Source organism: Flavobacterium limicola (assembly GCF_003634755.1).
GTDB lineage: Bacteria > Bacteroidota > Bacteroidia > Flavobacteriales > Flavobacteriaceae > Flavobacterium > Flavobacterium limicola.
On record NZ_RBXA01000001.1, the window covers coordinates 278,629 to 291,950 of the forward strand.

Annotated in this window: 15 protein-coding genes; 1 reads left to right on the plus strand and 14 read right to left on the minus strand. The window is 35.1% G+C overall.

Annotated elements, in window-relative coordinates:
• Nucleotide 1: 1 nt before the first annotated feature.
• From nuoL to aspS, 14 genes are all read right to left on the minus strand, one after another.
• A complete protein-coding gene (nuoL, locus tag BC952_RS01185) occupies nt 2–1,885 on the minus strand; it encodes an NADH-quinone oxidoreductase subunit L (protein ID WP_121364898.1) in 1,884 nt (627 codons plus the stop codon).
• Nucleotides 1,886–1,891: 6 nt separating this feature from the next.
• Complete coding sequence (gene nuoK / locus BC952_RS01190) at nt 1,892–2,212, minus strand: NADH-quinone oxidoreductase subunit NuoK (protein WP_066079401.1); 321 nt, start codon at nt 2,210–2,212, stop codon at nt 1,892–1,894.
• Nucleotide 2,213: 1 nt separating this feature from the next.
• The gene (locus BC952_RS01195; RefSeq protein ID WP_113664537.1) at nt 2,214–2,726 is read right to left on the minus strand and encodes an NADH-quinone oxidoreductase subunit J family protein; all 513 of its coding nucleotides are present in this window, start codon (nt 2,724–2,726) and stop codon (nt 2,214–2,216) included.
• A complete protein-coding gene (locus BC952_RS01200) occupies nt 2,726–3,271 on the minus strand; it encodes a NuoI/complex I 23 kDa subunit family protein (protein WP_091172451.1) in 546 nt (181 codons plus the stop codon). Before BC952_RS01200 ends, BC952_RS01195 begins: the two co-directional genes overlap by 1 nt.
• Nucleotides 3,272–3,386: 115 nt before the next feature.
• Entirely contained in the window at nt 3,387–4,439 is a 1,053-nt protein-coding gene (gene nuoH, locus BC952_RS01205) for an NADH-quinone oxidoreductase subunit NuoH (RefSeq protein WP_121363907.1), read from the minus strand.
• Nucleotides 4,432–5,481 carry an NADH-quinone oxidoreductase subunit G gene (locus tag BC952_RS01210; RefSeq protein ID WP_121363908.1) on the minus strand — a complete coding sequence of 350 codons (1,050 nt, stop codon included), beginning with the start codon at nt 5,479–5,481 and terminating at the stop codon, nt 4,432–4,434. The genes nuoH and BC952_RS01210 overlap by 8 nt, the downstream gene beginning before the upstream one ends.
• 18 nt (nt 5,482–5,499) lie before the next feature.
• Nucleotides 5,500–6,867 (minus strand): NADH-quinone oxidoreductase subunit NuoF, encoded by a 1,368-nt coding sequence (nuoF, locus tag BC952_RS01215; protein ID WP_121363909.1) that lies wholly within the window; start codon nt 6,865–6,867, stop codon nt 5,500–5,502.
• A gap of 1 nt (nt 6,868) precedes the next feature.
• A complete protein-coding gene (locus BC952_RS01220) occupies nt 6,869–7,399 on the minus strand; it encodes a complex I 24 kDa subunit family protein (protein WP_121363910.1) in 531 nt (176 codons plus the stop codon).
• Nucleotides 7,400–7,448: 49 nt separating this feature from the next.
• Complete coding sequence (locus tag BC952_RS01225; RefSeq protein WP_121363911.1) at nt 7,449–8,687, minus strand: NADH-quinone oxidoreductase subunit D; 1,239 nt, start codon at nt 8,685–8,687, stop codon at nt 7,449–7,451.
• A 35-nt stretch (nt 8,688–8,722) separates the two neighbouring features.
• A complete protein-coding gene (locus BC952_RS01230) occupies nt 8,723–9,244 on the minus strand; it encodes an NADH-quinone oxidoreductase subunit C (protein WP_091172435.1) in 522 nt (173 codons plus the stop codon).
• Nucleotides 9,245–9,247: 3 nt separating this feature from the next.
• Entirely contained in the window at nt 9,248–9,796 is a 549-nt protein-coding gene (locus BC952_RS01235) for an NADH-quinone oxidoreductase subunit B (RefSeq protein ID WP_066335808.1), read from the minus strand.
• 82 nt (nt 9,797–9,878) lie between these two features.
• The gene (locus tag BC952_RS01240) at nt 9,879–10,244 is read right to left on the minus strand and encodes an NADH-quinone oxidoreductase subunit A (protein WP_113636412.1); all 366 of its coding nucleotides are present in this window, start codon (nt 10,242–10,244) and stop codon (nt 9,879–9,881) included.
• 287 nt (nt 10,245–10,531) lie between these two features.
• Nucleotides 10,532–10,726, minus strand: coding sequence for a cold-shock protein (locus BC952_RS01245; protein ID WP_007137066.1), 195 nt, complete (start codon nt 10,724–10,726; stop codon nt 10,532–10,534).
• A gap of 132 nt (nt 10,727–10,858) precedes the next feature.
• The gene (gene aspS / locus BC952_RS01250) at nt 10,859–12,604 is read right to left on the minus strand and encodes an aspartate--tRNA ligase (protein ID WP_121363912.1); all 1,746 of its coding nucleotides are present in this window, start codon (nt 12,602–12,604) and stop codon (nt 10,859–10,861) included.
• A 227-nt stretch (nt 12,605–12,831) separates the two neighbouring features.
• Between aspS and BC952_RS01255 the strand changes: the two genes are divergently transcribed.
• Nucleotides 12,832–13,179: a toxin-antitoxin system YwqK family antitoxin gene (locus BC952_RS01255; protein WP_121363913.1), complete on the plus strand. Its 348-nt coding sequence runs from the start codon at nt 12,832–12,834 to the stop codon at nt 13,177–13,179.
• Nucleotides 13,180–13,322 lie beyond the last annotated feature (143 nt).

Below are 13,322 nucleotides of genomic sequence, written 5' to 3' on the forward strand. Positions count from 1 at the left end.
ATTATTGAGCTAAAAATAAATAAGAAACAATGGCACAAAGCCCTAATACGAAAACAAAAAGATAAAGACCAATGCTTCCATTTTGAATTTTCTTTCCTTGGTAACTTATTTCGTTGGTAACTTTTCCGAATCCAAAAACTAAAGCTGACAAACCTGTTTCTACAGTGTCTCTGAAAAAACGAGACAAGAAATTAATTGGTTTAACAAAAATAACGTCATAAAATTCATCAACATAATATTTATTGTAAAGCACTCTAGAAAATCCTGTGATTGCAGCATCTTCAGTCGGAACTGTATTTTGTTTGATATATTTGGCGTAAGCAATACCAATTCCTACTAATCCACCCACAACAGCAATAGCCATCAAGATATATTCAGTAGTTCCTAAATGGTGTTCAGCGGTTGCTAATTTTGGTAAAATTGGAATCAAATATTCATTCAACCAACTGTTTCCTGGTAAACTGATCAAACCACCGATAGTTGCCAAAATTGCTAAAACAATCAAAGGAATAGTAATCAAAGAAGGACTTTCATGCAAATGGTGTTTTTGTTCTGCGGTTCCTCTGAATTCTTGGAAGAACGTTAAGAACATTAAACGGAACATATAAAAAGCAGTCATTATAGAAGCAACCGAAGCCACAACCCATAACGGAATATTATGATGGAAAGCCACTAATAAGATTTCGTCTTTCGAGAAAAATCCTGAGAATAATGGTACTCCAGAAATCGCTAATGAAGCAATCAACATCGTAGCAAAAGTAATTGGCATTGCTTTTTTCAAGCCGCCCATATTTCGCATGTCTTGTTCTCCGTGCAAAGCGTGAATTACAGAACCTGAACCCAAGAACAAACAAGCTTTGAAGAAAGCGTGCGTGATTACGTGGAAAACAGCCACTTCATAAGCGCCTAAACCTAAAGCCAAAAACATTAATCCCAATTGAGAAACGGTAGAATAAGCCAATACTTTCTTGATATCATTTTGAACCAATCCAATCGTAGCAGCAACTAAAGCAGTAACAGCTCCAACTATAGCAATTATCGATTGCACATCTGGAGTCAAATCAAATAAGAAATTTAATCTTGTAATCATAAAAATTCCCGCAGTAACCATCGTAGCCGCGTGAATCAATGCCGAAACTGGTGTTGGACCTGCCATCGCATCCGGTAACCAAGTATACAATGGAATTTGTGCTGATTTACCACAAGCTCCAATGAATAAAGCGAAAGCAGCAACAGAAAGCCAATACATATCAAGATTCGTTGCACCAGCAATAGCCGTTTTTAAAGTAGCATAATCTAAAGTTGAGAATAAATTTCCAAGAATGAAAATTCCAACTAACAACCCTAAATCACCGATTCGGTTCATGATGAATGCTTTCTTTGCAGCGTCATTGTACTCTTGGTTTTTATGCCAAAATCCAATTAACAGATAAGAACAAAGACCTACGCCTTCCCAACCAATGAACAATACTAATAAGTTACTTCCAATTACTAATGTAATCATGAAGAATATAAACAGATTTAAATACGCGAAAAACTTGTGCATATTTTCATCATCGTGCATGTAACTGATGGAATACAAATGAATCAAGGACCCAATTCCAGTTACGAAAAGCAACCACAAAATAGACAATTGGTCTAATTGAAATCCAAAATCAACATTGAAATTACTGATTTGGATCCAGTCAAAAAGTGAAATACGAATTCCTTCCGGTTTTGCCGCTATTCCCCCAAAGAAGTAAGCAGTTGCAATAAAAGAAACCAAAACCGAAAGCGTTCCTATTATTCCGGAAAGTGATTTTCCAAGGCTTTTGCCAAAGAAAACATTGATTAAAAATCCTAAAAAAGGAGCGAGAACTAAAACTAAAGCTATATTGGTATTCATTTCCATTTATCCTTTTAAGTTTTTTAAATTATCGATAGTAATTGAACCTAAATTTCTAAAGATAGAAACCAGAATCGCCAATCCTACCGCAACTTCTGCCGCAGCAACAGCCATCGAAAAGAACACAAAAACTTGTCCTTGCGCATCTTGATGATAGGTCGAAAATGCTACAAACAATAAGTTTACTGCATTCAGCATAATTTCAATTGACATAAATACGATAATGGCATTTCGTCTGTACAACACTCCGAAAACGCCAATACAAAAAAGTATTACGCTTAGGAATATATAATTTTCAATACCAATGTGGTTTAAAATATTGTTCATCTTATTTTTGCAATTTTTCTTTTTTAGACAATAAAACAGTTCCAATCATAGCAACCAACAGTAATATAGAAGCAAATTCAAACGGAACCATATATTCATTCAGCAAGATTTTACCCAATACTTTTATAGACTGATAATCTTCACCGGTAGTTACGTATTCTCCAACAATAGGTTTTGAATTGATAAAAATGGCAATCAAAACTAAACAAATCAAACAAAAAGAAACAATAGCTCCTAATCGCGTAATTCTTGGTCGGTGTACTTCTCTTTCCTCATTTAAATTCATCAACATGATGGTGAATAAAAACAAAATCATAATTGCTCCAGAATATACAATAATATGGACTATCGCCAAGAATTGAGAATTCAATAATAGATAATGACCTGCAATCGAAAAAAAACAAATCACTAAATAGATAGCGCTGTGAATCGGATTTCTGCTAAAAATTGTCAAAAATGCGGTTGCTAATGTGATAGCAGCCAATACACAAAAAATTATAAGTATCGTAGACATTAGTTAGCGTTTTTAAGTTGAGCGTTTTTCATTGCCATTTCAAGCGGCATGACCAATTTATCTTTTCCAAAGATAAAATCTTCTCTTTCATAACTGGAAGGAACCAATACTTTAGAAGTCGTCAGGTAAATTGCATCTTTCGGACAAGCCTCTTCACACAATCCACAAAAAATACAACGCAACATATTGATTTCATAAATCGACGCATATTTTTCTTCTCTGTACAAATGTTTTTCATCTGCTCTGCGCTCTTCAGCTTTCATCGTAATCGCTTCTGCAGGACAAGACAACGCACATAAACCACAAGCCGTACAGTTCTCACGACCTTGCTCATCACGTTTCAACATGTGCTGACCGCGATACACCGGACTCATTTCACGTACTTGCTCCGGATATTGAATCGTTACTTTTCTGGTGAACAAATGCTGAATCGTAATTATCAAACCTTTGACAATCGCAACAAGATACATTCTTTCCCAAAAAGTCATCTCCTTGTTAGAGACCTGCTTTTTTCTTCCCGATAAGGATATACTTTCTATTGACATTTTTTATTTTTATTTGAAGCTTAATCCTGCTATTCGTTTCAATCTTTATTGTTTTCAAAGAAAAAACAATAAAGGATTTCCACTGCTATCAGGGCTAGGGCTTTTTCGGTACTAATTAAAATCCTAAATAAGTAGCAATTTCTGCTCTCAAAATTACAATTCCAGTAATTATAATATTAATGATTGACAATGGAATTAAAATTCTCCAACCCAAATGCATCAATTGATCGTATCTGAATCTTGGAATAGTCCAACGAACCCACATATAGAAAAAGATGAATCCACATAATTTGATAAACAAAGCACCAAATCCTAAAATGTTGGCAATATTTACACCCCAATTTTCAACCACCCAACTCATTCCAGGATAATTATATCCTCCAAAGAATAAAACCGCCAAAATCGTAGAAGAGATAAACATATTCGCATATTCAGCAAATAAGTAGAATCCCATTTTCATAGATGAATATTCGGTGTGATATCCTCCAATTAATTCACTTTCGCATTCCGCTAAGTCAAAAGGAGTTCTGTTTGTTTCTGCAAAAGCACAAATTAAAAATATAATAAAAGATAATGGTTGGTAGAAAACATTCCAGTTCATACCTGCTTGTTGCGCCGAAATTTCCCTTAAACTCAACGTTCCGGTCATCATTAACAAAGCAATCATCGAAAGTCCCATGGCAACTTCATAAGATACCATTTGCGAAGCAGCACGAACCGCACCCATCAAAGAGAACTTATTATTAGATGCCCAACCACCAATCATTATTCCGTAAACACCCACTGAAACAACTCCAAAAAAGTATAATAATCCTATGTTTAAATCAGTTGCCTGCAATAAAATATCTCTTCCAAACAAATGCAGCCTGTCTCCCCAAGGAATTACGGCACTAGTCATTAAAGCGGTACTCATTGCGATTGCAGGACCTACAAAAAACAAAAATCTGTTAGGAGTATTTGGTTCAAATTCTTCTTTAGAAAATAATTTCAAACCATCAGCAAGCGGTTGAAACAATCCGAAAGGACCTGCTCTGTTTGGTCCAACACGATCTTGAAGCCAAGCGGCAACTTTTCGTTCAGCCCATGTGGAATACATTGCCATCAACATTGTCAAAGCAAAAACTGCAATAATGATGACACTTTTTTCTATGATAAATACATTATCCATTATTACCCAAGTTTTTTTGATTAATAATGTCTTCTTCTGTCAATGGAATTTCGACCATGCTTATTTTCTTACGGTCTTCTTCTCTACCTAAAAGGATATTTTCTTCAGTAGCGATTTCCACTTTTTGTAATTTTCTGTTGTATTTATTTTGGTTGATAACCGAATCTTTTTCAAATGCTCTTGGTCCTTCAATAGTCCAATCTGCAATGTCTTTGTGGTCAAAACGACATCCATTACAAATAAATTCATCCACTTCATGGTACTCATCTTTTCTTCCGGTAACACGTTGGATTTCGTCACCAAACATCCAAACAGTAGTTTTCCCAGAACAGGTAGGGCAATCTCTATGCGCATTATAAGGCTTGCTGAACCAAACTCTAGATTTAAATCTAAATGTTTTATCAGTTAAAGCTCCTACTGGACAAACATCAATCATATTTCCAGAAAACTCATTATCAACCGCTTTCGAGATACAAGTTGATATATTAGAATGATCTCCTCTATCCATTACTCCGTGTACACGATCGTCAGTCAACTGATCTGCAACCATTACACAACGGTAACAAAGAATACAACGGTTCATGTGTAATTGAATATTTGGACCAATATTTTCTGGCTCAAAAGTTCTTTTTTCTTCGATAAAACGAGTTTCTGATTTCCCGTGCTCAAAGCTTAAATTTTGCAAATCACATTCTCCTGCCTGATCACAAACAGGACAATCTAATGGGTGATTAATCAATAAAAATTCCGTTACAGATTTTCTGGCTTCGGTTACTCTTGGTGAAGATTTGCTGTTCACTTCCATTCCGTCCATACAACCGGTTACACAAGATGCCATTAATTTAGGCATTGGTCTTGGGTCGGCTTCACTTCCTTTGGAAACTTCAACTAAACAACAACGGCATTTTCCACCGCTACCTTTTAGTTTAGAATAATAGCACATCGCTGGCGGAACTACTTCTCCACCTATCATACGTGCTGCCTGCAGGATTGTTGTTCCTGGTTCTACTTCTATGCTTTGACCGTCTATGGTTACTTTCATTTTCTGAAATTCTTGACTTTATACGATTACTTTAGAAACTAAATGCTTTACTTTTTCAAAAGGTTCAGCAACAAAATGATTTCTATGTTTTATTTTTTCCGGGAAACGAATATGGTATTCAAACTCTTCTCTAAAATGACGAATTGCTGCTGCCACTGGCCAAGCTGCTGCGTCACCTAAAGGACAAATGGTATTTCCTTCAATTTTACTTTGAATGCTCAAAAGCAAATCGATATCTTCTTCACGACCGTGACCATTTTCGATTCGGTGCAATACTTTTTCCATCCAGCCTGTTCCTTCACGACACGGAGAACATTGTCCACAACTTTCATGGTGATAAAAGCGAGAGAAATTCCAAGTATTACGAACGATACAAGACGTATCATTATAAACGATAAATCCACCTGATCCTAACATAGATCCTGTAGCAAATCCACCGTCACTTAATGATTCGTATGACATCAAACGATCTTCACCGTTTGCCGTTTTATAAATTAAATTCGCAGGTAAAACGGGAACAGAACTTCCTCCCGGTACAAATGCTTTTAAAGGTCGGTCAGAACTCATTCCACCTAAATATTCATCAGAATTCATGAATTCGTAAACACTTAAACCCAATTCAATTTCGTAAACACCTGGGTTTTTGATATGCCCAGATGCTGAAATTAATTTGGTTCCTGTAGAACGACCAATACCAATTTTAGCATATTCTGCACCTGAATTATTTACAATCCAAGGCACAGCGGCAATTGTTTCTACATTATTTACAACCGTTGGATTTGCCCAAAGTCCTGAAATAGCAGGAAAGGGTGGTTTGATACGAGGATTTCCTCTTTTACCTTCCAAGGATTCGATTAATGCAGTTTCTTCACCACAAATGTAAGCTCCGGCACCACAATGAACATAAAGTTCTAAATCGTATCCTGAACCTAATATATTTTTACCCAAAAATCCAGCAGCTTTTGCTTCATTAATGGCTCTTTCCAATATTTTATAAACCCACATGTATTCTCCACGAATGTAGATATAAGATAGGTTTGCACCCAATGCATAACTGGAAGTAATCATTCCCTCAATCAATAAATGAGGAATAAATTCCATCAAATAACGGTCTTTGAAAGTTCCCGGTTCAGATTCATCCGCATTACAAACTAAATGTCTTGGTTTTCCTGATTTTTTATCAATAAAACTCCATTTCATTCCTGCTGGGAAACCTGCTCCACCACGACCACGTAATCCTGAAGTTTTCACTTCTTCGACCACTTCGTCTGGCGTTAATGTTTTTAAGGCTTTTTCTACTGAAGCATAACCACCGTTTTGACGGTACACTTCGTAGGTTTTAATTCCTGGAATATTTATTTTATCTAATAATATTTTTTGTGACATATTATTTATCGTGTAATATTATTGTATCGTTTTTGCAATCTTCAATTAACTGGTCGATTTTTGCTGCTGTCAAATGCTCTTTGTAAAAATCGCCTAATTGCATCATCGGAGCGTAACCACAAGCACCTAAGCATTCAACTCCTCTAACTTCAAAAAGACCGTCTGGCGTAGGCTCCCCTACTTTTACACCTAATTTCTCACAGGTATAATCCATTAAATCCTCTACTCCATTCAAACAACAAGGAGAAGTTTGACAAAATTCAAACATGTATTTTCCAACTGGTCTTTGGTTGTACATCGTATAAAACGAAACTACTTCGTAAACTTCAATTGGTTTAATCAAAAGGATTTCGGCTACTTTATTCATTAATTCAATACTCAACCAATTCTCGTGAGCATCTTGAACTTCATGCAAAACAGGCAATAATGCCGATTTTCTTTTGTCTTCAGGATAATGACTGATTAATTCATTGATGCGGGTCATCAATGCTTCGGTCATATTTATTTCTTGTTTGTGATAAGTTCTTTCCATTTTTTTTAAATCTGAAATCTAAAATCGTTAATTAACAATCTGATATCTTTTAAGCGTCTAACTCTCCGGCAATAACATTTAAACTTGACAAAATAACAATTGCATCCGATAGTAATGAACCTTTAATCATTTCTGGATACGCTTGGTAGTAAATAAAACAAGGTCTGCGGAAATGCAATCTATAAGGAGTTCGACTTCCGTCAGTAACCAAATAAAAACCTAGCTCTCCGTTTCCACCTTCAACAGGATGGTATATTTCAGCAACTGGAACAGGAACTTCACCCATAACAATTTTGAAATGGTAAATCAATGATTCCATACTTGTGTATACATCTTCTTTTGGAGGAAGGTAATAATCCGGAACATCAGCATGAAAGTCATTCCCTTCCGGCATTTTTGCCAATGCTTGACGAATGATACTCAAACTCTCCCAAACTTCGGCATTACGAACACAAAAACGATCGTAAGTATCGCCTGATTTTCCAACAGGAATAATAAAATCAAAATCTTCGTAAGAAGAATAAGGTTGTGCTACACGAACATCATAATCAACACCTGCAGCACGTAAATTTGGACCTGTAAACCCATAAGCCATAGCTTGTTCAGCAGTTATTGCTCCAACATTTACAGTTCTGTCAATAAAAATTCTATTTCTTTCAAATAAGTTTTCAAATTCTTTCCAAGCTGCTGGAAATTCTTCTAAAAACACATCTAATTTTCTAAAAGCTTCTGGTGACCAATCTCTTTCGAAACCACCAATTCTTCCCATATTCGTTGTTAAACGCGCACCACAAATTTCTTCGTAGATTTCGTAAACTTTTTCTCTAAATTGGAACACGTATAAAAATCCGGTATACGCTCCGGTATCCACACCAAGGATTGAATTACAGATAATATGATCCGTGATTCTTGCCAACTCCATTACGATGACTCTCAAATACTGTGCTCTTTTAGGAACTTCAATATCCAATAATTTTTCTAATGTCATCCACCAACCCATATTATTTATTGGAGATGAACAGTAGTTCATTCTATCAGTAAGAGGCGTGATTTGGTAAAAAGGACGATTTTCGGCGATTTTTTCAAAAGCTCTGTGAATGTAACCAATGGTTGGTTCCGCTTCCAATATTCTTTCTCCATCCATCAACAAGATATTTTGAAAAATACCGTGTGTAGCTGGGTGAGTTGGCCCTAAATTTAGGATCGAAAGCTCGCTTCCATCTTCATTTAGTTGTTCTTTTATTCTTTTAGCATAGCGATGCTCTGGTGGTAATAATAGTTCTGACATTTATTTAATGTGAAAAATTATAATAGTGTGTGTTTTTAATAATTGTCTGTTGTTCTTCCAAAGAAACGGTCATCTTTATCAGTTCTTCCGCTGTCTTCCATTGGAAATTCCTTACGCATTGGAAAAGAAATCATTTCATCCATATTCAAAATACGTTTCAATTGTGGATGACCAATAAAGTTTATCCCATAAAAATCATACGTTTCTCTTTCCATCCAGTTAGAACTTAAGAAAATATTTGATATCGTTTTTATTTCTGGATTTTCACCGTTGATAAACGCTTTAATTTTAATCCTTTTGTTTTCGTACCAATTATGTAGATGATATACCACTGCAAATTGATGGTCAACATCATTGTCAGGATAGTGAATCCCGCACAAATCAGTTAAAAAATGAAAACGTAATGTTGGGTCATTTTTCAAAAAAAGAATGACCGCCGTAATTTTATCAGCAGCAACTTCAAATGAAAATATATCTTTTTCCTGATTGAATTCAAAAACAGCTGAATCAAATGTTTCAACTAATTTTTCTTGGATTTGTATCGTTTCTAGCGCCATTATTTATTTGATGTTATAAGAAGCTAATAATTCTTGGTATTCAGGAGAACTTCTTCTTCTTACTGATTCCGTTTTAACCAATTCTTGCAATTTCATAACACCGTCAACAATTTGTTCTGGTCTTGGCGGACAACCCGGAACATAAACATCAACCGGAATTACTTTATCAATCCCTTGCAAAACAGAATAAGTATCAAAAATTCCACCAGATGAAGCACAAGCTCCAACAGCGATAACCCAACGAGGTTCTGACATTTGTTCATAAACCTGACGTAAAATTGGCGCCATTTTTTTCGAAATCGTCCCCATTACCATTAGCATATCCGCTTGACGAGGAGAAAAACTCACTCGTTCCGAACCAAAACGTGCCAAATCATAATGCGAAGCCATCGTTGCCATAAATTCAATACCGCAACAAGATGTTGCAAAAGGCAAAGGCCACAATGAATTTGCACGAGCCAATCCCACAACATCGTTCAGTTTTGTAGCGAAGAAACCTTCACCAACAACACCTTCCGGAGGGGCAACCATATTTATATTTGAATCACTCATTTTGTATTTTTTTTGAATTATAAATTCTGAATCAATAGTAAACCTATTTTAAAATTCAAAATTCAGCATTTAAAATAAATCTTTACTCCCACTCTAACGCTTTCTTTTTGATGATGTAAAAGAAACCCACCAAAAGCAACATCATAAAAATCACCATTTTCACCATTCCTTCCATTCCCAATTCCTTGAAGTTGATTGCCCATGGATACAAGAAAATCACCTCAACATCAAACAAAACAAACAAGATGGCTACTAGAAAATATTTAACTGAAAAAGGAATTCTCGCATTTCCAACAGATTCAATACCACATTCAAAGTTTTTATCCTTTGCTTCAGACGAACGTTTAGGACCTAATTTACCTGAAACCAATATAGTACCAACAACAAAACCTACAGCCAAAATAAACTGCATGAGAATTGGAATATAATTTAATTGATCCGATTGCATATTGTGTGTTTTTTGATTAAGAGTAAGTCGCAAAGATAACTTTCAAATTATTAAATAACAATTAAAACTTAAAAATACATCCTAACTATATCGATGTAAATTTACAATTTTTATTAATTATAAATAAGAAAAGGCCATTTTCTTAAGATGTGTTTAACGTTTATTTTATTTAACAATCTTAAATACTACGCTTATTTTTTCGGATTTTATAGGTACAAAAAAAAACGTTCCGATATAAATCGAAACGTTTTTACCATTCGTAGGCAAAAAAAATTAATTTTTTATGCTTAGATAACTGCTACTTTCGCAGCAACTTTTCCTTTTCTTCCTTCTTCTTCTTCATAACTTACTCTGTCACCTTCGCGTAATTCTTCCGCGTTGATTCCTGATGCATGAACAAAAATGTCTTTTCCTGTTTCTTCGTCTGTAATGAATCCGTAACCTTTAGACTCATTGAAAAATTTAACTGTACCTGTACGCATTGTAATTGTAATAATAATTTATAATGAAGCAAATGTAATATTTAATATAATACGAAATGCTATCTTCTGTTTTTATTTTGTAAAAATATTGATATTCAACGTTTTCTAACAAATTATTCCGACCAACTACAACTAAGCTAATTTTATATGCAGCTCTTTTAACTGTGATTCATCAATTACAGATGGCGCATCGATCATAACATCCCTTCCGGAATTGTTTTTTGGGAAAGCGATAAAGTCCCGGATTGTTTCTTGCCCTCCAAGAATAGCAACCAATCTATCCAATCCAAAAGCTAAACCTCCATGAGGTGGCGCACCAAACTGAAATGCATCCATCAAGAATCCGAATTGCGCTTTCGCATCTTCCTCTGTAAATCCCAAATACTTAAACATTAATTGTTGTGTAGCTTTATCATGAATACGAATTGAGCCTCCGCCAATTTCATTTCCATTCAAAACCATATCATACGCATTGGCACGAACTTTCCCTGGGTCTGTTTCTAATAAGTGCATATCTTCCGGTTTTGGAGAAGTAAACGGATGGTGCATCGCATGGTAACGACCACTTTCTTCATCAAATTCCAATAATGGAAAATCAACCACCCAAAGCGGCGCAAATTCAGCTGGATTTCTTAATCCTAATCGAGTTGCTAATTCCATACGCAATGCACTTAATTGTGCACGAGTTTTATCAGCTGGACCAGAAAGTACAAAAATCATATCTCCGGGTTTTGCACCAGTGATTTTTGCCCATTGTGTTAAATCGTCTTGATCATAGAATTTATCTACGGATGATTTATAGGTTCCATCTTCATTACATTTTACATAGACCATTCCGGATGCACCTACTTGAGGACGCTTAACCCAGTCAATTAATCCATCAATTTCCTTGCGAGTATAATTTCCAACTCCAGGAACTGCAATACCAACCACAAATTCCGCAGCATTAAAAACCGGAAATTCTTTGTGTTGTGCTACTTCATTTAATTCTCCAAACTCCATTCCGAAACGGATATCCGGCTTGTCATTTCCGTAGGTTTTCATCGCATATTCATAGGTAATTTTTGGGAATTTCTGTACTTCTATACCTTTTATTTCTTTTAATAAATGTCTTGTCAATCCTTCGAAAACATTCAAAATATCTTCTTGTTCCACAAAAGCCATTTCGCAATCGATTTGTGTAAATTCCGGTTGTCTGTCAGCACGTAAATCTTCGTCACGGAAACATTTCACGATTTGAAAATATTTATCCATTCCACCTACCATCAACAATTGTTTGAACGTTTGCGGAGATTGCGGCAATGCATAAAACTGTCCTTCGTTCATTCTGGAAGGGACCACAAAATCTCTAGCCCCTTCGGGAGTAGATTTAATCAAATACGGCGTTTCTACTTCACAGAAATCCAAATCCGAAAGATATTTACGCACTTCCATGGCTACTTTATGACGAAACATCAAACTATTTTTCACCGGATTTCTTCGAATGTCAAGGTAACGGTATTTCATTCTGATGTCTTCGCCACCATCCGTTTCATCTTCAATTGTAAAAGGAGGCGTAAGTGAAGCGTTAAGAATAGTAAGTTGAGTAACTAAAATTTCTATTTCACCGGTAGCCATGTTTTTATTTTTGGCTTCACGCTCAATAACAGTTCCTTTTACCTGAATTACAAATTCACGACCAAGAGTTTTAGCCAGTTCAAAAACTGATTTTTCTGAACGACCTTCGTCGAAAATTAATTGCGTAATTCCATAACGGTCGCGTAAATCAACCCAGTTCATAAATCCTTTATCACGTGATTTTTGAACCCATCCCGCAAGTGTAACTTCTGTATTAATATGTGAGGCATTCAATTCGCCACAATTATGACTTCTATACATTATTCTAATTTTAGATTGTTTTGCCTTTTAGGCTCGGGTGCAAATTTAGGACTAATTATGAATAATGAATTGAGAAATATCATTTTTTAGTGCGAGATTATTATTGAAAATTTAATTTCCAATGTTAAGTTTTTATTCAATGTTACTAAATTGTTAACTTAAAGTTCTATTAATGTAAAATCTTTTATATATTTGTTAAGCTATTATGAATTTAAAATCTAAACGATATGAAAAAATATATAATTTTAACCGCATTACTCTTCTCAGGAATAGCATTTGCTCAAGAAAACAATCCAAAATTAGAAGCTGTAGGTGAGTTAGTAAAAACAACTTACTACTTTGAAAACGGAAAAGTACAACAAGAAGGTTTCTTTAAAAATGGAAAACTGGAAGGAACTTGGACTTCATACGATACAAATGGAAACAAAAAATCTATTGGTAATTATGAAAATGGTACTAAAACCGGAAAATGGCTTTTTTGGAATGACAGTAACTTAAGCGAAGTAGATTATTCTGATAACAGAATCGCTTCTGTTAAAACTTGGAAACAAGACGCTTTAGTAACTAGAGACTAAAAAAACATTTATTAAAACATAAAAGGCTTCCAATATTAGTATTTGGGAGCTTTTTTTATGCCCAATTCTTACTGCTTTAAAGAAACACTAGCAATTGAGAACTCCGAAGACCAACCATTCGCCTTTCCTAATAAAAACCTAAA

What these genes read in the sequence shown, in the direction of transcription:
- BC952_RS01195 (WP_113664537.1), bottom strand. Translation starts at nt 2,726, where the DNA reads ATGTCTACGATACTTATAATTTTTTGTGTATTGGCTGCTATCACATTA.
- BC952_RS01200 (WP_091172451.1), bottom strand. Translation starts at nt 3,271, where the DNA reads ATGTCAATAGAAAGTATATCCTTATCGGGAAGAAAAAAGCAGGTCTCT.
- BC952_RS01235 (WP_066335808.1), bottom strand. Translation starts at nt 9,796, where the DNA reads ATGAGTGATTCAAATATAAATATGGTTGCCCCTCCGGAAGGTGTTGTT.
- BC952_RS01225 (WP_121363911.1), bottom strand. Translation starts at nt 8,687, where the DNA reads ATGTCAGAACTATTATTACCACCAGAGCATCGCTATGCTAAAAGAATA.
- nuoK (WP_066079401.1), bottom strand. Translation starts at nt 2,212, where the DNA reads ATGAACAATATTTTAAACCACATTGGTATTGAAAATTATATATTCCTA.
- BC952_RS01255 (WP_121363913.1), top strand. Translation starts at nt 12,832, where the DNA reads ATGAAAAAATATATAATTTTAACCGCATTACTCTTCTCAGGAATAGCA.
- BC952_RS01210 (WP_121363908.1), bottom strand. Translation starts at nt 5,481, where the DNA reads ATGAAAGTAACCATAGACGGTCAAAGCATAGAAGTAGAACCAGGAACA.
- BC952_RS01240 (WP_113636412.1), bottom strand. Translation starts at nt 10,244, where the DNA reads ATGCAATCGGATCAATTAAATTATATTCCAATTCTCATGCAGTTTATT.
- nuoL (WP_121364898.1), bottom strand. Translation starts at nt 1,885, where the DNA reads ATGAATACCAATATAGCTTTAGTTTTAGTTCTCGCTCCTTTTTTAGGA.
- BC952_RS01220 (WP_121363910.1), bottom strand. Translation starts at nt 7,399, where the DNA reads ATGGAAAGAACTTATCACAAACAAGAAATAAATATGACCGAAGCATTG.
- BC952_RS01245 (WP_007137066.1), bottom strand. Translation starts at nt 10,726, where the DNA reads ATGCGTACAGGTACAGTTAAATTTTTCAATGAGTCTAAAGGTTACGGA.
- nuoH (WP_121363907.1), bottom strand. Translation starts at nt 4,439, where the DNA reads ATGGATAATGTATTTATCATAGAAAAAAGTGTCATCATTATTGCAGTT.
- aspS (WP_121363912.1), bottom strand. Translation starts at nt 12,604, where the DNA reads ATGTATAGAAGTCATAATTGTGGCGAATTGAATGCCTCACATATTAAT.
- nuoF (WP_121363909.1), bottom strand. Translation starts at nt 6,867, where the DNA reads ATGTCACAAAAAATATTATTAGATAAAATAAATATTCCAGGAATTAAA.
- BC952_RS01230 (WP_091172435.1), bottom strand. Translation starts at nt 9,244, where the DNA reads ATGGCGCTAGAAACGATACAAATCCAAGAAAAATTAGTTGAAACATTT.